Source organism: Allobosea sp. P5_A5 (assembly GCF_056400625.1).
Map to the genome: position 1 here is coordinate 211,950 of NZ_JBFUKY010000005.1, position 18,629 is coordinate 230,578.

General features: G+C 66.6%; 17 protein-coding genes. 9 read left to right on the plus strand and 8 right to left on the minus strand.

Features of this window, described 5'->3' with window-relative positions; translation table 11 throughout:
* Positions 1-4: 4 nt before the first annotated feature.
* From AC1DR6_RS12605 to AC1DR6_RS12630, 6 genes are all read right to left on the minus strand, one after another.
* Positions 5-1,549, minus strand: coding sequence for an AMP-binding protein (locus AC1DR6_RS12605; RefSeq protein WP_476829578.1), 1,545 nt, complete (start codon positions 1,547-1,549; stop codon positions 5-7).
* A complete protein-coding gene (locus AC1DR6_RS12610) occupies positions 1,542-2,075 on the minus strand; it encodes a (2Fe-2S)-binding protein (RefSeq protein WP_476829579.1) in 534 nt (177 codons plus the stop codon). The genes AC1DR6_RS12605 and AC1DR6_RS12610 overlap by 8 nt, the downstream gene beginning before the upstream one ends.
* Positions 2,063-2,890 (minus strand): FAD binding domain-containing protein, encoded by an 828-nt coding sequence (locus AC1DR6_RS12615; protein ID WP_476829580.1) that lies wholly within the window; start codon positions 2,888-2,890, stop codon positions 2,063-2,065. The genes AC1DR6_RS12610 and AC1DR6_RS12615 overlap by 13 nt, the downstream gene beginning before the upstream one ends.
* Positions 2,887-5,841 (minus strand): xanthine dehydrogenase family protein molybdopterin-binding subunit, encoded by a 2,955-nt coding sequence (locus AC1DR6_RS12620; protein WP_476829581.1) that lies wholly within the window; start codon positions 5,839-5,841, stop codon positions 2,887-2,889. The genes AC1DR6_RS12615 and AC1DR6_RS12620 overlap by 4 nt, the downstream gene beginning before the upstream one ends.
* Before the next feature lie 123 nt (positions 5,842-5,964).
* On the minus strand, positions 5,965-6,810 hold the full coding sequence (locus AC1DR6_RS12625; protein WP_476829582.1) for a helix-turn-helix domain-containing protein: 846 nt from the start codon (positions 6,808-6,810) through the stop codon (positions 5,965-5,967).
* Between the two features lie 200 nt (positions 6,811-7,010).
* On the minus strand, positions 7,011-7,901 hold the full coding sequence (locus tag AC1DR6_RS12630) for a LysR substrate-binding domain-containing protein (protein WP_476829583.1): 891 nt from the start codon (positions 7,899-7,901) through the stop codon (positions 7,011-7,013).
* A 75-nt stretch (positions 7,902-7,976) separates the two neighbouring features.
* Here AC1DR6_RS12630 and AC1DR6_RS12635 point away from each other — a divergent pair, with 75 nt between their 5' ends.
* From AC1DR6_RS12635 to AC1DR6_RS12675, 9 genes are all read left to right on the plus strand, one after another.
* Positions 7,977-9,038, plus strand: a complete 1,062-nt coding sequence (locus AC1DR6_RS12635) for a four-carbon acid sugar kinase family protein (RefSeq protein WP_476829584.1) — start codon at positions 7,977-7,979, stop codon at positions 9,036-9,038.
* Positions 9,035-10,033, plus strand: a complete 999-nt coding sequence (pdxA, locus tag AC1DR6_RS12640) for a 4-hydroxythreonine-4-phosphate dehydrogenase PdxA (RefSeq protein ID WP_476829585.1) — start codon at positions 9,035-9,037, stop codon at positions 10,031-10,033. The genes AC1DR6_RS12635 and pdxA overlap by 4 nt, the downstream gene beginning before the upstream one ends.
* Before the next feature lie 11 nt (positions 10,034-10,044).
* Entirely contained in the window at positions 10,045-11,049 is a 1,005-nt protein-coding gene (locus AC1DR6_RS12645; protein ID WP_476829586.1) for a cupin domain-containing protein, read from the plus strand.
* 193 nt (positions 11,050-11,242) lie between these two features.
* On the plus strand, positions 11,243-11,911 hold the full coding sequence (locus tag AC1DR6_RS12650; RefSeq protein WP_476829587.1) for a DUF1684 domain-containing protein: 669 nt from the start codon (positions 11,243-11,245) through the stop codon (positions 11,909-11,911).
* Between the two features lie 130 nt (positions 11,912-12,041).
* Positions 12,042-12,926: a glycine betaine ABC transporter substrate-binding protein gene (locus AC1DR6_RS12655; protein ID WP_476829588.1), complete on the plus strand. Its 885-nt coding sequence runs from the start codon at positions 12,042-12,044 to the stop codon at positions 12,924-12,926.
* 80 nt (positions 12,927-13,006) lie between these two features.
* Positions 13,007-14,485 carry an HAL/PAL/TAL family ammonia-lyase gene (locus AC1DR6_RS12660; protein WP_476829701.1) on the plus strand — a complete coding sequence of 493 codons (1,479 nt, stop codon included), beginning with the start codon at positions 13,007-13,009 and terminating at the stop codon, positions 14,483-14,485.
* Positions 14,482-15,111: an ABC transporter permease gene (locus AC1DR6_RS12665; protein WP_476829589.1), complete on the plus strand. Its 630-nt coding sequence runs from the start codon at positions 14,482-14,484 to the stop codon at positions 15,109-15,111. The genes AC1DR6_RS12660 and AC1DR6_RS12665 overlap by 4 nt, the downstream gene beginning before the upstream one ends.
* Positions 15,111-15,746: an ABC transporter permease gene (locus AC1DR6_RS12670; RefSeq protein ID WP_476829590.1), complete on the plus strand. Its 636-nt coding sequence runs from the start codon at positions 15,111-15,113 to the stop codon at positions 15,744-15,746. The genes AC1DR6_RS12665 and AC1DR6_RS12670 overlap by 1 nt, the downstream gene beginning before the upstream one ends.
* Positions 15,743-16,696 (plus strand): ABC transporter ATP-binding protein, encoded by a 954-nt coding sequence (locus AC1DR6_RS12675; protein ID WP_476829591.1) that lies wholly within the window; start codon positions 15,743-15,745, stop codon positions 16,694-16,696. Before AC1DR6_RS12670 ends, AC1DR6_RS12675 begins: the two co-directional genes overlap by 4 nt.
* Here the strand turns inward: AC1DR6_RS12675 and AC1DR6_RS12680 are convergent.
* Positions 16,693-17,496, minus strand: a complete 804-nt coding sequence (locus tag AC1DR6_RS12680) for a phosphate/phosphite/phosphonate ABC transporter substrate-binding protein (RefSeq protein WP_476829592.1) — start codon at positions 17,494-17,496, stop codon at positions 16,693-16,695. The two genes, AC1DR6_RS12675 and AC1DR6_RS12680, sit on opposite strands and share 4 nt — an antisense overlap.
* Entirely contained in the window at positions 17,493-18,512 is a 1,020-nt protein-coding gene (locus tag AC1DR6_RS12685; protein WP_476829593.1) for an ornithine cyclodeaminase family protein, read from the minus strand. The genes AC1DR6_RS12680 and AC1DR6_RS12685 overlap by 4 nt, the downstream gene beginning before the upstream one ends.
* Between the last annotated feature and the right edge of the window lie 117 nt (positions 18,513-18,629).

The following is an 18,629-nucleotide window of genomic DNA, read 5'->3' on the forward strand; positions in this document are numbered from 1 at the left end:
AGGGTCATTCGGCCGCAAGATCGGGCCGTTCGGGCTCGTATTCGCCGGCGACGAGCTGGCGGCGCAGCAGCTTGCCGACCGGCGATTTCGGGATCGCCGTGACGAATTCGTAGCGGCGCGGGCGCTTGAAATTGGCGAGGCCGGAGACCTTGCAGTGCTGGTCGAGCTGCTCGGCCGTGACGGCGGCGGAGCGCTGCACGAAGGCGACGACGATCTTGCCCCAGCGCTCGTCCGGCAGCCCGACCACGGCCACCTCCGAGACGGCGGGGTGCAGCGACAGGCAGCTCTCGATATCGACCGGCGAGACGTTCTCGCCGCCGGTGATGATCATGTCGTCGACGCGGCCGCTAACGTAGAGATCGCCGTCACCATCGAAATATCCGGTGTCGCCGGTGAAGTACCAGCCGTCGCGCAGCGACTTGGCGTCGGAATCAGGCCTCAGCCAATAGCCTTCGAAAGCCTCGTCGCTTGCGGCGAGCGCGATGATCTCACCCTCTTCGCCGGGTCTGGCGAGATCGTCTGGGCCGTCGGCGCCGAGTTTCACCACGCGGATCAGCTGGTTGAGCCCGGCTTTGCCGGCGCAGCCCGGCTTTGCCGCGGCCTTCTGGTTGACGGTGAAGGTGTAGATCTCGGACGAGCCGTAATGGTTGACGAAGAGCTCCGGCCGGAAGGCATCGGTCAGCTTGCCGAGCAGCCCGTCGGTCATCGGCGCACCGGCGAAGCCGAGCTTGCGCACGGACGAGACGTCGCTGGCGGTGAAGCGCGGATGGTGGACGACGTCGTGATAAAGCGTCGGCACGAGATAGAGGTTGCTGACCCGCTCGGCCTCGATCAGCTCCAGCGCGCGCGCCGCATCGAAGCGCGGCAGGCAGACGAAGGTGCCGCCGATCAGAGACATCGCCAGCAGCGAGCGCACCCCCATCGTGTGATAGAGCGGCATGACGCCGAGCGTGCATTCGCCATTGCCGTAGAGGTTCTGCGCGACATGGGCGAGCGCGGCCATGCGCTCGGCCCGGTGGCGCCGCGGCACACCTTTCGGCTTGCCGGTGGTGCCCGAAGTATAGAGCATCAGCGACCAGCCTTCGGCCGAAGCGCGTGGCGTCGCGATCGGTGCGAGCGCGGCCGTCATTTCGGCGAAGGTCAGCTCGGAGGGGCCGGCGTCGGCGTCCACCGCGATGCGCGGCATCGTGCCCGCAAGCGCGCTCCCGGTCATGGCAGGGGCCGCGACGGACTCGAAGGCGACCGCTCTCGCGCCGGCATTCTCCAGCACGAAATCGATTTCGTCCGGCTTCGCCCGCCAGTTGATCGGCGCGATGATGATACCGGCGAACTGGCAGGCCCAATGCAGTGTCGCCGCTTCCCAGCGATTCTGGAGCACGGTAACGAGATGGTCGCCGGGCTTCAGACCCATATCGTCGAAGGCGGCGACGAGCGAAGAGATGCGCGCCAGCCATTGCGCATAGCTCAGACGGACATCGCCATCGACGATCGCGAGCGCGTCGGGCTCGCGCGCCACGCTTGCGGTGAAGCTTGTCCCGAGATCAAACATGGGCGGATTCCGGGTCTATCGATGGGGTGGCGGGCTGGCGCAGGATGGCGGCGGCTTCGAGCGCGGCAGCGATGATCGGGGTGTAACCGGTGCAACGGCAGAGGTGGCCGCCGACGACCTCGCGCAGCTCCCGCTCGCTCGGATCCGGCCGCTCGCGGAGGAAGGCCTCGAGCGAAATCAGGATACCGGCGGTGCAGAAGCCGCATTGCAGCGCATGGTGGCGCCGGAAGGCGGCCTGCAAAACCGAAAGGCGGTCCTGCGCCGGGGCCAGCCCTTCGACCGTGGTGACGTCGCAGCCTTCGAGCTGAACTGCCAGCGTCAGGCACGCACGGGCAGGTTGGCCGTCGATCAGGATGGTGCAGGCGCCGCAGACGCCATGCTCGCAGCCGACATGGGTGCCGGTGGCGCCGATGCCATGACGCAGGGCATCGGTGGCGAGCAGACGCGGCTCGGCCTCAACCGAGACAGGCTTGCCGTTCAGCGTGAAGCCGATGGGATGCCGGGTGGCGGCGGTCAGGCGAGGCATCGCGCGGCCTCCTCGATCGTGCTCCGCCCGAGGCTGCGGACGAGGTCGCGCCGCAGCCGCGCCGTCGCGTGCAGGTCCTCTCGTGCGTCGAGCTCCCAGGCAAAGGCATTGAGCGCGTCGTCGAGCGCCGAACCTTCGAGAGACGGCCAGGTGCGACGCTCCGGCTTGTCAGCGACCCCTGCGACGGCGAGATGGATTTGCCCGGCTTCGACCAAGGCCGCGCAGCCGACGATGGCAAAATCTCCGTGGCGGCGCGCCACCTCGTTGAAGGCCGCGCCGGTGCCAGGCCGGGCGGTAGGAAAGGCGACCGCCTCGATCAGTTCGTCATCGGCCTTGTCGGTCACCATCATGCCGGAGAAGAAATCAACGGCCTTCACCGTCCGGCGCTTGCGCCGAGAGCGCAGGCGGATTTCCCCATCAAGCGCGACGAGGCAAAGCGGAATCTCCGCGCTCGGATCGGCATGGGCGGCCGAGCCGCAGACGGTGCCGCGCGCACGGGTCTGGTAATGGCCAAGCCAAGGCAGGGCGGCGGCAAGCAGCGGCTGATCGCGGCCAAGTCCGGGCCGCCTGAGCAACGCGGCCTGGCGCATGCCGGCGGGCACGACGAGCATCTCGCCCTCGCGGCGGACCTGATCGAGCCCGGCAATGCCCATGATGTCGATCAGCACGGCGGGCTTGGCGAGCCGCATGTTCAGCATCGGCAGCAACGACTGTCCGCCTGCGATGATACGCGCCTCGGAGCCGTGCTCGGCCAGCGCAGCCAGGGCTTCGTCGAGGTCACCAGCTCGGATATAGTCGAAGGGCGCGGGCTTCATGCGCGCCTCCCGAGCAGGCGGGCCAGACGTCCTGCGAAGAAGCCGGGCTTTGCCGGCGACGCCTTGCGCGCCAGCGCCGCGAAGAATTGGCCGATGATCGCCTTGGCCGCGCCATCGAGCAGGCGCCCGCCGATGGCCGCGACCTTGCCGCCGACCGCAGCCTCGTAGGTGTATCCGATCACGGTGCCGCCTGCCCCGTCCGGCGTCAGGGTCACGCGGCCGGCCCCGCCGCCCGTGCCGAGCGCCCCCGAGACCGAGCCGGTCAGCGTCACGGCGCTCGGCTCGTCCAGGTCCGACAGCTTGATCTCGGCCTTGTAGCGCCCCTTCACCGGGCCCACGCCGAGCGTAACCTCGGCCTTGAAATGCGTGTCGGAAAGCTTCCGCACCCCGTGGCAGCCCGGGATGATCGAAGCGAGCGCGTCGACGTCGAGCAGCATCGTCCAGATCGTTTCCGGTGCTGCCGCGACCTTGGCCTGACCTTCACCGCGCAAAGCGCGGTCGCCGGCCTTGGCCGCTGGGGCTGCGGAGCCGCTCGTCTTCGGTTGGACGGGTTCCGGTCCGGCGACGAGCGCGGCGAGCTTGGCAGGCGTCAGCGGCAGGTTGATCTCGGCGATGCCGAGTGCATCGGCGACCGCATTCGCCAGGCAAACCGGCGTCGACATGCAGTTGCCCTCGCCGACGCCCTTGGCGCCGAGCGGCGTGAAGGGTGATGGCGTCTCGATGTGCAGGATCTCGACATCTGGCGTTTCGGTCGCGGTCGGCAGCAGGTAATCGGCGAAGGTTCCGGTCAGGAAGGCGCCGTCCTCCGCATAGGCGAGTTCCTCGAAAAAGGTCGCGCCGAGCGCCTGGGCGAAACCGCCCCTGATCTGGCCCTCGACCATGCCCGGATGCAGGATCCGCCCGCAATCATGCATGGTGACGTAACGATCGATCCGCGCCTTGCCGCTGACGGGATCGACCTCGACGCCAGCCATGTCGAAGATGAAGCCGTGGCAAAGCGAGGAATTGACCTCGTCGCTGTCGCTGGGCGCGGTCAGCTCCGGCGGCGTCCAGAAGGCGGTCTCGCGAATGGTCTGGTCGACGCCGTTCGGCAGGAGCGCCGGAGACCAATGGCTCAACCCGGCGATGCGGCCAAACGGGATGGCCTTCTCCGGCGTGCCCCTGGCAAATATTGCCCCGGCGGCAAAGCCGATCTCCTCGGGCTCGACCTCGAACTGTCGGGCTGCGATCTGTGCCAGCTTGTCGCGCAGCCTTGTCGCCGCGAGATGCGCCGCACCCGCCACCGCCGCGGCGAAGCGGCTGGAATAATTGCCCGACGCGATCGACCAGGCGTCCTTGCCGGTGTCGAGATCGGCGACGACCCTGATCTCGCGATGCTGCAAGCCGAATATGTCGGCGACGACTTGCGCCAGCACGGTGCGGTGCCCCTGGCCTTGCGGCGTCGAGGCGACATGGACGCTGACCGAGCCGGTCGGATCGATCGAGATCGTCGCCGTCGCCTGCGCGCCGTTCTTCGGCCCGGCCTTGCGCCGCTCCCCGGCGGTCAGCACCGTGGTGATATAGCCCATATTGGAGACGCTGGGCTCGACCGCTGCGGCAAAGCCGATGCCGTAACGCCTGCCGGCCGCTCGCGCCTCGTCGCGGCGCCGTTCGAGATCGGCGAGATGGCCGGCAACGGCCCCGTCGACCGCCGCCTGGTAGTTGCCGGAATCGTAGAGCGCACCGGTCGCGGTGCGATAGGGAAAGGCGCCGGCCGGGATCAGGTTTTGCCGGATGACATCGAGCGGATCGAGCTGTAATTCGATGGCGATGCGCTGCATCAGCCGTTCCAGGGCGAAATAGACCTGAGGGCCGCCGAAGCCCCGCACCAGCCCGGTCGGGGCCTTGTTCGTCAGCACGACACGGTTGCGCATCACGACATGCCGGATGTCGTAGGCGCCGGTCATGTTGCCATGCATCCGGTAGAGCGTCGCCGGCTCCGGGGCACGCGGATAGGCGCCGCAATCCTCGACCTGGTCCCAGTCGAGTGCGCTGATGCGTCCCTCGGTGGAGACGGCGGCCTTGAGCGTGGTAACGCGGTTGGTCGCTGCGACCGCGGCACCAAGATGCTCGAGCCGGTCCTCGATCCATTTCACGGGGCGGCCGGTGATCCGGGCCGCGACGCCGATCAGCACCGCATAGGGCGCGACGCCCTGCTTGACGCCGAAGCTGCCGCCGGATTCGGGGGGCATGCGCAGTCGCAGCCGATTACCGGGCACCTTCAGCGCCCGCGCCAGCACGGTATGGATGCTGAAGGGTCCCTGGAAATTGGCGAGGATGTCATAGACGTCCTCATGGGGATCATATTCGGCGACCACCCCGAAGGTCTCGATCGGCGCGCCCGTATTGCGCGGATAGGCGATGCTGACCGAGACGGTCCGGGCGGCATCAGCGAACGCTGCCTCGGGATCGCCGTAGCGGAAATGCCGGTCACTGACGAGATTGGTGCCGACCGTCTGATGCAGCACCGGCGCGTCGTCGCGCAGGCTCGCCATCGGGTCGACCACGGCTTTCAGAGGCCCGTATTCGACCTCGATGGCGTCGAGCGCGTCCTCGGCGAGGTAGCGGTTTTCGGCGATGGCGATGGCCACGGGCTCGCCGACATAGCGCACCCGCTCGACTGCCATCGGCCAGTTTTCGGCCGCGATCTTCAGGCCCGCCAGCATCGGCGTGGTCAGCCTGGCGAGGTCGCGCCCGGTGACGATCGCGGCGACGCCTGGCAAAGCCGCTGCCGCTTTTGTTTCGATCGAAAGGATATCGGCATGCGCGTGGGGCGAGCGCAGGATCGCGGCATGAAGCGTGCCCGGCTTGACGCCGAGATCGTCGATAAACCGTCCGCGACCCGTCAGCAGGGCGGCGTCCTCGACGCGCTCCACGGACTGCCCCGTCCACGAGATGGTTTCGGCCTTCACCGGCGTTCTGCTCCCAAGGCGCTCTTGAGAGGCGCCTGAGGGCAAGCCTCAGTCATCAGGCGGCCGGGTTCGATCCCGCGTGGTCTCGCGACTTACCGAAAAGTCTCAAATAACGGAGCGGCGTCAGCGCCCGAGGCGGGCCGTGCTGCGAAACTCGCTTGGCGCCACGGAGCAGTGGTCCCGGAAGAACCGCGTGAAATGGGCCGGCGCGCTGAAGCCGAGCCGGTCGCCGATCGCGCTGAAGCTCTCGTCGCCGTCGACGATGGCGCCGACGGCGAGTTCTACCTTGAGCACGTTGAGGAAGACATGCGGCGTCACCCCGGTCGAAGCCTCGAACATCCGGAAGAAATGCGCTCGCGACAGACCGGCCTCGCTGGCAAGCCTCTCGATCGAAAGCGAGGCGGCCGGGTTAGCGCGCATCAGCGCGATGGCGCGGCGCACCCGGAAATCGACGGCGTTGGACCGTGCGACCTCCCGCAAGGTCGCACCGACCGAGCGCCACGGTGTGAAACGCTCGATCACCGCGATCATCAGCGCGGAGAGCAGCTCTTCCTGCCTTCGCGATGCGCCAGGCGCATGCACCATCTCGGCGGCGAGATCGAGGGCCGTCTGGCGAATATGGGCGGTGACCTCGCCTGCCGAATGCTCGAAGAAACCGGGAGTGCCGCTCGCGGCCCAGTTCGGCCGAAAACCGCGCAGCCAGTCCGGCTCGATATAAAGCGCAAGGATCAACGCATTTTTGCGGCGCGGATCATGAATGTAGGCATGCGTCTCCCAGGCGTTGACCAGCACCGCGAGGTCGTTCGACAGCGGCGCGACATGGTCCCCGACCAAAAACTGCGTGTCGTCGCCATCGACCTTCAACAGCACATGGCAATGCGGGTGCGCATGCCGAACGAGGCTGCGATCCATGTCGAGCAGCGCCACTCGGCCGAAAGCTCCGTGCGCAATGCGCAGGGCGTCCGACATTCGGTTTCCTCACTGAATTCGATAGGTGGCCAAGCTTAGCATCGCGATATTGGGCCGCTATCCATGGTATTTCAAGACAGTCGAGCCTGTCGTGCATTTTACGGAAGTGCGCCGAGGACCAATTCCTTCGGCACGATGAACTCACTCATCCGACGGACTCTTCTATTCGTACAGAAGGCGAGATCGTTCTGATTTCGCTTTTATAATGCACCGGTCCCATCCAGCCCTCGCACCTGCCCCTGCAGCCATTCCAGCAGCGACCGTGCTCGTCCGGTCAATGGCTGCTCGCCCATCCAGATGAGGCCATAATCGCTGCCGTCGAAGTCGAAACCTTCCGGTGCGACCAGCCTTTCGCGCGCGATGTCGTCGATCGCCAGGATGCGGGGGCATAACGCAACGCCGAGACCGGCAGCGGCGGCCTCGGTGATCAGGAAATGATGGTCGTAATACCGTATCTCGCTGGGATGCGGCGCTGAAGGATGGGCCGAGAGCCAGTGATGCCAGGCGTCCGGGCGGGTGCGCGACGCGAGCGCGATGTAATTGCCCGCGGAAAAGCCACTGATGGAGCGTGGGCTCATGACCGGACCAACCTGTTCGGCGAAGAGCTTTTGCACGTGCCATGGCTCGGGCACGGCGAAATCCAGCCTGCGAATGGCAAGGTCGATGCGCTCGCGCCGGAAATCGACCGGGCCGCCGCCGACCGAGAGATGCACCGCGATGCCAGGATGGCCCTCATGGAAGCTCGGCAGCCGGGGAATGAGCCAGCGCATCGCGACCGATGGCTCGCAGGAGAGGACCAGCGTGTTGGAGGGCTGATGCGTCGCGCGCAACCCTTCGACGGTCGCGGCGATCTCGCCGAAACAACGCCCGACCGTCAGGTGAAGCATCTCTCCCGCCGCGGTCAGCCTGATGCCCCGCCCGTCCCTGTCGAACAGCGGAAAGCCGAGATCGTCCGAGAGCTTCGAGACCCGCCTGCTGACGGCCCCATGCGTCAGCGCCAGCGCATCCGCCGCTTTCCGAACGGAGCCCAGCCGAGCCACCGTTTCGAAAGCCCTGAGGTCGTCCAGCGACGGAATATCGGAACGCTTCATTGGTGACTTCATATCACCAATAAAGCTCTGAAACTATCGCTTTTCCGCTTGGCTCCGGGCCGTCATCATCGAGCCATGCGGAACGGACGACAGGCGACGGTCGGCATTCTTGCCGACGATCTCACCAGCGCCGCGGACGGCGCCGGCCCCTTCGTCATGCGAGGCTTGGCGGCGTCGATCGGATGCGGTCAGCTGCCGACGCTGGAACGGGCGATCTGCGCCGTCGACAGCGGCGCCCGCTCCGTTTGCGCATCGCAGGCTGCGGCGCGCGTTTCAGCGCTGACCGCGCAGCTCGCCTCGCGCGACATTCTCTACAAGACGGTCGACTCGACCTTGCGCGGCCATGTCGCGGTCGAGTTGGAAGCGGCCTTCAAGGCCAGCAGGCGCGAGACGCTGGTGTTTGCTCCCGCGTTTCCGGCAGCCGGCCGCACCACTGTCGGTGGCATTCAGCTGGTTGACGGCGTCCCCGTGGCGGAGACGGTCTATGGGCGCGACCCCCTTCATCCTGCCCGCCGGTCCGCACTCGCCGATCTAATCCTACCCTCTATCGGGCGCGTCGTGATGCTCGATGCCTCGACGCAGGACGAACTCGACGCGAAGATTGCCGCCCAGCGAGATCCCGAGACGATCCTCTGGGTCGGCTCTCCCGGCATGGCCGGCGCGCTGTCCCGGCTGCTGGCTCCGGGGGAGAGGCCGGCAGGGGCGGTCGGTCTCGGCACGGCGGAAATCCTCGTCGTCATCGGCTCGGCCAATCCGCGCAGCCACCGCCAGGCCGCCGCCTTACGCGGCATGGCCGGCGTCTCCGTCCTGCAGGGCCCCGGCGAGCGGGAGGATGACCCCGCCGCTCTCCTGAATCGGATCGCCGACGAAGCCGTCAGGCGGATTCGCGCGGGCTCGATCGGCGCGGTCATGGCCACGGGCGGCGACACGATGGAAGCCATCATGCAGCGCCTGGGCATCCGGGAATTCGAGGTGCTGCGGGAGCTGGAGCCCGGCTTCCCGCTCGGCCGGGCCGTGCTCGGCGCGACACCGCTGCTGCTCGGCATGAAGGCCGGCGGCTTCGGCGACGACGGAACCCTGCGGCGTGCCATCGTACAGTTACGCCAGCCCCCGTCATCAGGACGAGAGCCATCATGACCAGACCCGCACCGCTCGGGATCACCATGGGCGATGCTTCCGGCATCGGCCCCGAGATCGTCGCCAAAATCCTCGCCACGCGAGATGAACAGGCCGTCGTCTACGGCAGCCATGCCGTGATGACCGACATCGTGCGTCGTCTCGACCTCGCGGTCGACATTCGCCGGGTCGACGGTCCGATGACCGACGCGCCCAAAAGCGGATGCATCGACGTGATCGAGGTCACTGAGATCGCCGAGCCACCCCCGCTGGGCACGATCAGCGCCATTTCCGGGCAGGCCGCCTTCGATGCCATCGTGGCCGCGATCGCCGCCGCCAAGGCCGGCGAGATCGCCGGCATCGTCACCGCGCCAATCCACAAGGAGGCGATGTCGCGCGCCGGGATCAAATATCCCGGCCACACCGAGATCCTGGCGGATTACGGCGGCGCCGAGCGCGTCGCGATGATGCTCGCCAATGACGACATCCGGACCGTGCTAGTGACGATCCACACCTCCCTCAGAACCGCGATCGAGCAGGCCGATTTCGCCGCGCAGATGTCGGCGATCCGGCTGGCCCATGAGGGTGGCATCGCGCTCGGGATCGCCTCCCCCCGCATCGCGGTCGCGGGTCTCAACCCGCATGCCGGCGAAGGAGGGCTTTTCGGCGACGAGGAAATCAGGATCATCGCACCCGCCATCGAAGCCGCACGCGCCGAGGGCATCGACGCCAGCGGGCCCTGGCCAGGCGACACCGTGTTCATGCAGGCGCGCAACGGCCGCTTCGATGTCGTGGTCGCGCAATATCACGACCAGGGCCTGATCCCGGTCAAGTATCTCGGCCTGGATAAGGGGGTGAACATCACCTTGGGCCTGCCCTTCGTCCGCACCAGCCCGGACCACGGCACCGCCTTCGACATCGCCGGGCGCGGCATTGCCGACCCCGCCTCGCTTCAAACCGCTCTGGCCTATGCGCGCCGCCTCGTCGCCGCACGGGCCGCAATCGCCACGACCTGAAAGGCCGCGCCATGGGACTTCGTTTCATCTTCATGCTGACGCGCAACGACCGCACCGTCGAGGACGCCGCGCAACAGTTGCAGACCGCACTCGGGCTCGGTGTCCGGCATATCGGTTTCAAGGATATCGGCCTGCCGATCCCGCAGCTGAAAGCGCTGAACGGCGCGATCAAGGCGGGCGGGGCCACCTCCTATCTCGAGGTCGTCTCGCTCGACCGCCAGAGCGAGATCGCCTCGGCCAGCGCCGCGATCGAGATCGGGGTGGACGTGCTGCTCGGCGGCACCCGCGCCGAGGACGTGCTGCCGGTCATCGCCGGCTCGCCGCTCCAGTACTGCCCCTTCCCCGGCCGGATCGTCGGTCATCCCAGCGTGCTGGAAGGCAGCATCGAAGAGATCGTGGAAAGCGCCAAAGCACTGGCCGCGCGCGACGGTGTCCATGGCCTCGACCTTTTGGCCTATCGCTCGACAGGCGACGTGCCGGCGCTGATGAAAGCGGTCTGCGCCGCCGTCTCGAAACCCGTCTATATCGCCGGTTCGATCGATACGCCGGAACGCATCACTATCGTCAAGCAGGCGGGCGCCGCCGGCTTCACCATCGGCACCGCAGCGCTGGACGGGAAGTATCCGGCCGACAGCAAGAGCGTGCCGGACCAGCTTTCGGCGATCATCCGCGACGTCGCGAAGCTGAACAACCACCTCTCGCCGTTCAGCAAGAACAACCTCGCCGCCTCCTTCGCAGGTCTGCCGGCTTCCGGCGAGGCGACAGTCCCCGGCAGCGTCAACGGCATGGCGATCACGCTCGTGCGCTTCGACGGACCTTCCGCCTGGCGGTTCGAACTAAACGACGACAAGCTCGTCTTCGTTCACAGGGGCGAGCTGGTCGTCGAGTTCCGGGATCGCGAGGAGACCGTTCAGGAAGGCGAGTTCATCGTCGTCCCGCATGGCGTCGAACACCGGCCGGCCGCGCCCGGCGGCGTGTGCGAGGCCGTGGTCATCGCGCCGGTCCAAGCCCGCTGAGGCCTTCGTGAGCAGGCGACATCATCGACCTCGTCGAAAGCGCCACTTTTGGAGGCAAGTCGCATGAGCCGTCAGATCCGCATCTCCCCTGACACCCGATGACGGGGCGGGACATCATCGATGCCCCCGCTGCAACCCGGCGAGGTCTGCAGCGTTGATGTAACTCTGTTCTCGCAAATCGCTTGGGATCATCATGGCGGATCAGCTCCTCAAGAGTTCCCAGCCGGGCCAGGCCGAGATCACGAGATTCGAGCGATTCTCGAGCCTGCATGATTGGCGTCGGCGGATCGCCGATCTCTATGCGGCGGTGCGGGCCATGCCGGGTCCCGAAGGGTGGCTGCACTGGCGAAGTGCTCGCGACGAGTTGTTCTGCGGCCATGCGCAATCGCCGCTGGCGCCCACGCGCCGCGCGCAATTTCAGGGGATCGATTGTTTTCCTTACGATCCCGCGCTCCGCTTTACTGTCGAACTGGCGGCCCCTGTCGATCGGGAGGCGATCAGTGTCGATCTGGGCAGAGACGGACTGATGTCGCTATCGCCCTTCGCACTCACCCGGGGGCTCGAGACGGCGCTCGGGAAGGAGCTCACCCTGTACTGGATCGAAGGCTATGGCGGCGGGGTGTTCCTCCCGTTCGGCGATGCGACGAATGGCCGAGAAAGCTTCGCAGGCGGGCGTTATCTGCTCGACACGATCAAGAGCGCCGATCTCGGTTGCGCCGATGACGGCCGCCTGATCCTGGACTTCAATTTCTCCTACTATCCTTCTTGCGCCTATTCGGAAGCGTGGGTCTGCCCGCTGTCTCCGACCGAGAACCGTCTCCCGCTTCCGATCAGGGGCGGCGAACGAGATGCCCTGACTTAAGCCCCGCGAAGAACAAGGTTTGCCTGCTGGTCGGCCGTCCGGGACATCACTATTCTTTGTCTCGCACGCGACTTGCATCGGACGCTCCGCTTGCTAGCCTGCCGCCATCTGCCACCGAGGGACCACAGCCATGCGCCTTTTCAAAACCGTCCTTGCGGCTGCGGCGATGATGGCGGCAGGCCTCTCAGCGGCCTCCGCCCAGACGATCAAGATCGGATCGAAGAACTTTACCGAGCAGTTCATCGTGGCGGAGCTGTACGGTGCCGCCCTGGAGGCCGCCGGCTTCAAGGTCGAGCGCAAGATCAATCTCGGCGGCACGCTTGTCGCCCATGAGGCGCTGAAGAGCGGCGCCATCGATCTTTATCCCGAATATACCGGAACAGGCCTCAACGCCGTGATGAAGGCGCAAGGGGTGACCGAGACCGATCCGGAAAAGGTGCGCGGCCTTGTCAAAGCCTTCTACGAGAAGGAGTTCAACCTCACCTGGCTGAAACCATCCGGCATCAACAACGGCTATGCGATCGTCGTGCGGCCCGAGACCGCCAAGGAGTTCAACCTCAAAACGCTGAGCGATCTCGGCAAGGCCTCGTCGAAGCTCCGCCTTGGAGCCGGCACGGAGTTCGTCGACCGCCGCGATGGCATCGCCGGGCTGAAGGAGGTCTATGGCGCCGAGTTCGCTGAGTTCAAGCAGTTCGCCGCGTTGCGGCTTCGCTACGAGGCACTGAACCAGAAGCAGATCGAAGTCGCCAACGGCTTCTCGACCGACTGGCAGATCGCGGCGGAAAAGTTCGTCGCGCTCGACGACGATAAGGCTCTGTTTCCCCCCTACTATCTGTGCCCGGTCGTGCGGCCCGAGATCGCCAAGGACGCCAAAATCGTCGGTATCCTGGAAAAGGTCGGCGCCGCGCTCGACAACCCGACGATGCAGGAGCTGAACCGCCAGGTCGAGGTCGACAAGAAAGAGCCGCGCGTGGTCGCCGCTGCCTTCCTCAAGGCCAAGGGGCTAGCCAACTGAACAAGGTTCCCTCGGCTGGTGCCGGCGACTGCTTTAAAACCATCGTTCTTGGTGATGGCCCGGTCGGCATCGACGTCATTCTGGCGATCGCTCTGGATCAGGCGCCTGTGTGCCTGCATCCGGGCGTTGCCGCGCGTCTCGAAGCGGCGCGGGCGGTGGTCATGCGTGTGCTCGATCGCGGCGAGCGCGTCTACGGGCTGACCACCGGCCTGGGCGCGGCCGTCGATACCCGGCTTTCTGTCGATGCCATACCGGCGTTCCAAGCCCGGGCGATCCGCGCGCGGGCCGTGGGTGTCGGGGATGCCCTTTCGACTTGCGAAGTGCGCGCCATGCTGGCCGCGCGGCTCGTCGCCATCTGCCACGGCGCGTCGGGACTGTCGCCGGCGCTGGCCGGGACGATCGCCGACATGCTCAATGCCGGCGTCCATCCCGTCGTCCGCAAGATAGGGTCTCTCGGCGAGGCCGATCTCAGCCCGCTCGCACAGGCCTTCCTGCCTTTGACGGGCGAGGGTGAAGCCGAATTCAACGGGGTCGTCTTGCCGGGCGGCGAGGCCATGGCGGCAGCCGGCATCGCGCTCCCTGCGCTCGGCCCCAAGGACGGGCTGGCTTTGCTCAATGCCAACGCGCAATGCGTCGGGCTGGCCGCGCTGGCCGCTGATGCGTTGAACAAGGCGCTTCATGCCGGCGTCCTGGCCGGGGCACTGTCGCTCGAAGCCTTCCGAGCCAATCTCTCCCCGCTCGACGAGGGACTGAGCGGGCTGCGGGCCGTGAAAAGCCACCGCGCGGGAGCGGAATGGCTGCGCAACGTTCTGGATGGCAGCGACCTGTTCGAGCCGGCGGCAGCGCGACGGGTTCAGGACCCCCTGTCGTTTCGCTGCCTTGCCCCCGTCGGCGGCCACGCAGCCAACGCCGTTACGGCTGCGGGCTTGGCGGTGGCAGATGAACTCGCCAGCGCGCCCGACAGCCCCGCCGTGCTGATCGGGCGCGACGCCATGCTCTCGAGCGTCAATTTCGATACCACGGAACTGGCTCTGACATTTGAAGCCGCCGGGCTCGCACTCTCGCATCTGGCGGCGACCTCGGCCGCGCGCATCGTCAAGCTGATGTCATGTTCGATGAGCGACCTGCCTCGGTTCCTGACGCGGCATGGCGGGTCGCATTCGGGCTTTGCAACCTCGCAGAAGACGGTCTCGGCCCTGGAGGCCGAAATCCGCCACCTCGCTTTGCCCCTCGGCGCGATGACCTTGCCCGTCGCCGATGGCGTCGAGGATTATGCGCCGATGACCCCGGCCGTCGTGGAAAAGACCCATGCCATCGCGAGACGCCTGACCAGGCTGGCCGCCATCGAACTCGTGGTTGCAGCGGAGGCTGTCGATCTGCGCGGTGCGATCGCTTTGGGGCGCGGCACTAAGGCCGCGCACGCCTTCGTGCGCCGTCACGTCGCCCGCCTCGATGACGACCGGCCGATGGGGCGCGAATACGAGGCGCTGGCGCTGGCGCTCGAAGCCGGCGATCTCATCGCGGCCGAGCGGGCCAGCAGCGGCGGATCGATGCCGTGAGCTGGACCATCGAAAACTGGGACCGTCTGCTGATCGCGCTGTGGGAGCACATCCAGCTCGTCGGCGTCGGCCTTCTGATCGCGCTCACTATTGGCTTGCCGCTCGGCGTCCTCTCCGCGCGCAGGCCGGGCTTTGCCCTCGTCGTGCTGCTGGTTTCGGGCGCACTTTACACCGTGCCGGCGCTGGCGATTTTCGCGCTGCTGATCCCTTATCTGGGCTTGGGGTTCTGGCCTGCGATTGTGGCCCTCGTGGCCTATGCGCTGCTGATCATCATCCGCAATGTCGCGACGGGTCTGCAGCAGATCTCTCCCGACATCCTCGATGCCGCCGACGGGATGGGTTACGGACGGTGGCGGCGCCTGTTCGCGATCGAGCTGCCGCTGGCGCTCCCGGTGATCATCGCCGGCATCCGTGTCACCGTCGTCACGCAGGTTTCGGTCGCGACCGTGGCCGCCTTCATCAATGCAGGAGGGCTGGGTGACATCATTTTCCAGGGCATCACGCAGGATTTTGGCGAGAAGGTCGTCGCCGGCGCGGTGGTGACCTCGGCACTCGCCATCGTCTGTGACGAAACGCTGCGCCGCGTCGAGCTGCACCTGCGCGTCAACCAGGCGGAGAGCGCCTGATGGCCGGCTGGATCGCCACCAATCCGCGCATCTTCTGGACGGCGGTGGAGGACCATCTTTGGCTGACGGGCGTGGCGCTGGCCGCGGTGCTGCTGATGGCGCTGCCGCTCGGGCTCCTGCTGACGCGCCATCGTGGCTATGCCAACAGCGCCATCGCACTGGTCAACATCCTGCGGACCGTGCCGTCGCTCGCGCTTCTGGTGATCATGCTGCCACTGCTCGGCACGGGCTTCCTGCCCTCGGTCGTGGCGCTGACGCTCTACGGCCTGCCGGCCCTGCTGCTGAACACCTATACCGGGCTGACCGAAGTCGATGCCGACATCGTCGACGCCGCGCGCGGACAGGGCTTCTCCGATGCGCAAGTGATGACGCGGATCGAGATTCCGTTGGCCGTGCCGGTCATCTTCGCCGGCATCCGCACCGCCGCTGTGCAGATCGTGTCGGCGGCGACGTTGGCGGCCTTCATCGGCGGGGGCGGCCTTGGCGAGTTGATCACCGCCGGCATGGCCAATTTCAATTTTCCGCAACTGATCGCGGGGGCCGTCGCGGTCGCCCTGCTCGCGCTCGCGGTCGAGATCATCTTTGCCGGCATCGAACGGCTGTTGACGCGCCAGCTGCGGATGGGAGCCTCATGACGATCCGGCTGGAGAAGGTCACCAAGCTGTTTCCCGGCGCCGCACGGCCTTCGGTCGATGCGCTCGATCTCATCATCGAGAAGGGGCAGGTCTGCGTGCTGATCGGCCCCTCCGGCTGCGGCAAGACCACGATGATGCGGATGGTCAACCGGCTGATCGAGCCGAGTTCGGGCCGCATCATCGTCGGCGACAGGGATGTGACCCAGGCGGACCCGGTCGAGCTACGGCGCCATATCGGTTACGTCATCCAGCAGATCGGCCTGTTTCCGCACATGACGATCGCACAGAACATCGCGACCGTGCCGAGGCTGCTGGGCTGGGACACCGCGCGGATCAAGGCGCGCAGCGAGGAGATGCTTGCTCTCGTCGGCCTTGACCCGGCCCACGACATGTCACGCTATCCGCGCCATCTCTCGGGCGGCCAACGCCAGCGCGTCGGCGTGGCCCGCGCACTCGCCGCCGATCCACCGGTGATGCTGATGGACGAGCCTTTCGGTGCCGTCGACCCGGTCGTGCGCGGACGGTTGCAGGAGGAGTTCCTCGCCATCCTCAAACGGCTGAAGAAGACCGTCATTCTGGTGACGCACGACATCGACGAGGCGATCCGCATGGGCGACAAGGTCGCGATCATGAAGGATGGACGGCTGGTGCAGTACGATACACCCGATCGGCTGCTCGCCGCCCCGGCGGACGACTTCGTCGCCGATTTCGTGGGCGCCGACCGCGCTCTGCGGCGGCTTTCGCTGATCCCCGCATCGGCGATGGTGGAGCCGGGACATGCCGGGGCTGGCCCGGAGTTGCGCGACACCGCGGATATCCGCGAGGTCCTCTCGGCCCTGTTGGGGTCGGGGCACGACGCCGCGACCATCACCGACGCGCAAGGCCGGCCTCTCGGCGTGGTCACGCTCGCGGCGATCCGGGCTCGCGGATTGGAATTGCCGTCAGCCTAGGCAGGCACCGGGTACTCGGCTGCATCGGCTGCCTCGGCCCGTCGAAGCAAAACGTGGTAATTCTCAGCCTCGACCTTGGCGAAGCCGGCGAGGCGAAGGCCTGCCAGAATCGATTGGCCTGCACGCTCCTGTGCCATGCCGAGCAAAGCATGCGAGAGCCGGCCGACCGTCGCTTCGTCCACCGTTCGCGACGCGACCAGCAGCGGCACGGGGCTCGGTGCCGTGGTATCGACGATGCGCAGCATCGCTGCCGTCTCCGGCTCATGCGCGAGCAGCAGGTCGTAGAAATAGGAGTCGAGCGGGCCGAGGTCGATTGTTCCGTCCAGCACGGCCTCGATCACGCGTCGCGGCGTCAGCAGCGGCCCGACGCTCTCGGCATAAAGCGGCGTTTCCTTGCGCCGGTACGGCAAAAGATGCGTGCGCATGGCGTTGAAGCCGGACTGCGAATGTTCGACCGTCCAGCCGATGCGGGTGCCGAAGCTGTCGGAGAGTGTCCGTATCGGCCCATCGGCACGGGTGACCAGATGGGTTGCGTAGACCGGCCGGCCATCGCCTGAAAGGGGGATGGGCGCGGCAACTGGCTCGACCGCGAAACGGCCACCCGCAAAGGGAAAGCCGCAGATGAAGGCCAGGCCGAGATCGTCCCGCTGCCACAGATCTTCCAGCGGCGCGGGCGCCCCATGCGGAATGACGGTCAAGTCAACGCCGCTCACCCGCGAGACCTGCGCGAAGAATTCGCCCCAAAGCGCCGCTACGGCTGGAGAGACGGCATACATCCGCGCATTTGCGACCAGGCTCACGCGTAGCGCAGCCGCTGGCCGAGCCCCATGCCCTTCGCCTTCTCGAGCATGAAATGCCCGAGGGCAATATCGGACAGTGACAGCCCGCGATGCCAGAACAGGATGGTCTCGTCCTCGTTTTCGCGACCGGGCTTGAGGCCCGCGACGATCTCACCCATCTCGGCATAAAGCGTCTGCTCCGAGAGCTTGCCGGCCTCGACATGCGCGCGCAGCGAGCCGAAGGGGCCACCCTTGCACTGGCCCCAGTCGTCGACGACAAGCTTGCTCATGATGTCCGTCAGCGAGAGCTCGACCGCGCTCATCGTGCCGTAAGGCACAACGAATGCGCCGGGCTTGATCCATTCGGTCTTCAAAAGAGGCTCCGGCGCGTCAAGCCGCGAGGCCTCGACCACGATATCGGCACCCTCGACGCAGGAGCGCCAATCCTCCGTGACGGTAATCTTCTTGCCGAGATCGGCGGAAAGTCGGGCGGCGAAGGCATCGCGACTTTCGGGCCGCCGCGAGTGGACGCGGATCTCATCGAAGTCGAACAGCGCGTCGAGCAGGCGCACATTCCAGTAGGCCGTGCCGCGCGCGCCGATATGGCCGAGAATTTTCGAGCCCTTGCGGGCGAGATGCTTGGCGCCGATCGCGGTGATGGCGCCGGTGCGCATGTCCGTGAGATGGCTTCCGTCGACGATCGCGGTGGGTACGCCGGTGAGCGGGTCCATCAGGAACAGAAGTCCCATCTCGGAGGGCAGGCCCTGCTTGTAGTTGTCGACGAAGTCGCCGATCACCTTGACGCCGGCACGGTTGATCGGCGCGCGGAAAGCACCACGCAGCACGTTGAAATGGCCGTTCGCCCCCGCCTTGGGCATGAGATGCACACGCGGCTCGATCTCGGTCGCCTTTTGCCCCTGGGCGGCAAGGCCCATCTCCACAGCCGCGATGATCTCGGCATCGGTCAGCCGCAAGGCTTCGACGTCAAGCGCATTGAGAAAGTCGATGTAAAGCGGAGCATGGGTGGTTTGGGTCATGGTCCGCTTTCTGCGCTGGGCACCGGAATAGGCCCATTGTGATAGCGGTGGTCGCATACAGCCGGCAAGCTCACAGCCGGTCGCGCTTCTGCTATATCCGCTTGAATGGCCGTGATG

Coding starts and splice junctions, on each gene's coding strand:
- AC1DR6_RS12635 (WP_476829584.1), top strand. CDS start 7,977: ATGCGGAACGGACGACAGGCGACGGTCGGCATTCTTGCCGACGATCTC.
- AC1DR6_RS12610 (WP_476829579.1), bottom strand. CDS start 2,075: ATGCCTCGCCTGACCGCCGCCACCCGGCATCCCATCGGCTTCACGCTG.
- AC1DR6_RS12615 (WP_476829580.1), bottom strand. CDS start 2,890: ATGAAGCCCGCGCCCTTCGACTATATCCGAGCTGGTGACCTCGACGAA.
- AC1DR6_RS12625 (WP_476829582.1), bottom strand. CDS start 6,810: ATGTCGGACGCCCTGCGCATTGCGCACGGAGCTTTCGGCCGAGTGGCG.
- AC1DR6_RS12670 (WP_476829590.1), top strand. CDS start 15,111: ATGGCCGGCTGGATCGCCACCAATCCGCGCATCTTCTGGACGGCGGTG.
- AC1DR6_RS12650 (WP_476829587.1), top strand. CDS start 11,243: ATGGCGGATCAGCTCCTCAAGAGTTCCCAGCCGGGCCAGGCCGAGATC.
- AC1DR6_RS12685 (WP_476829593.1), bottom strand. CDS start 18,512: ATGACCCAAACCACCCATGCTCCGCTTTACATCGACTTTCTCAATGCG.
- AC1DR6_RS12675 (WP_476829591.1), top strand. CDS start 15,743: ATGACGATCCGGCTGGAGAAGGTCACCAAGCTGTTTCCCGGCGCCGCA.
- AC1DR6_RS12630 (WP_476829583.1), bottom strand. CDS start 7,901: ATGAAGCGTTCCGATATTCCGTCGCTGGACGACCTCAGGGCTTTCGAA.
- pdxA (WP_476829585.1), top strand. CDS start 9,035: ATGACCAGACCCGCACCGCTCGGGATCACCATGGGCGATGCTTCCGGC.
- AC1DR6_RS12605 (WP_476829578.1), bottom strand. CDS start 1,549: ATGTTTGATCTCGGGACAAGCTTCACCGCAAGCGTGGCGCGCGAGCCC.
- AC1DR6_RS12655 (WP_476829588.1), top strand. CDS start 12,042: ATGCGCCTTTTCAAAACCGTCCTTGCGGCTGCGGCGATGATGGCGGCA.
- AC1DR6_RS12645 (WP_476829586.1), top strand. CDS start 10,045: ATGGGACTTCGTTTCATCTTCATGCTGACGCGCAACGACCGCACCGTC.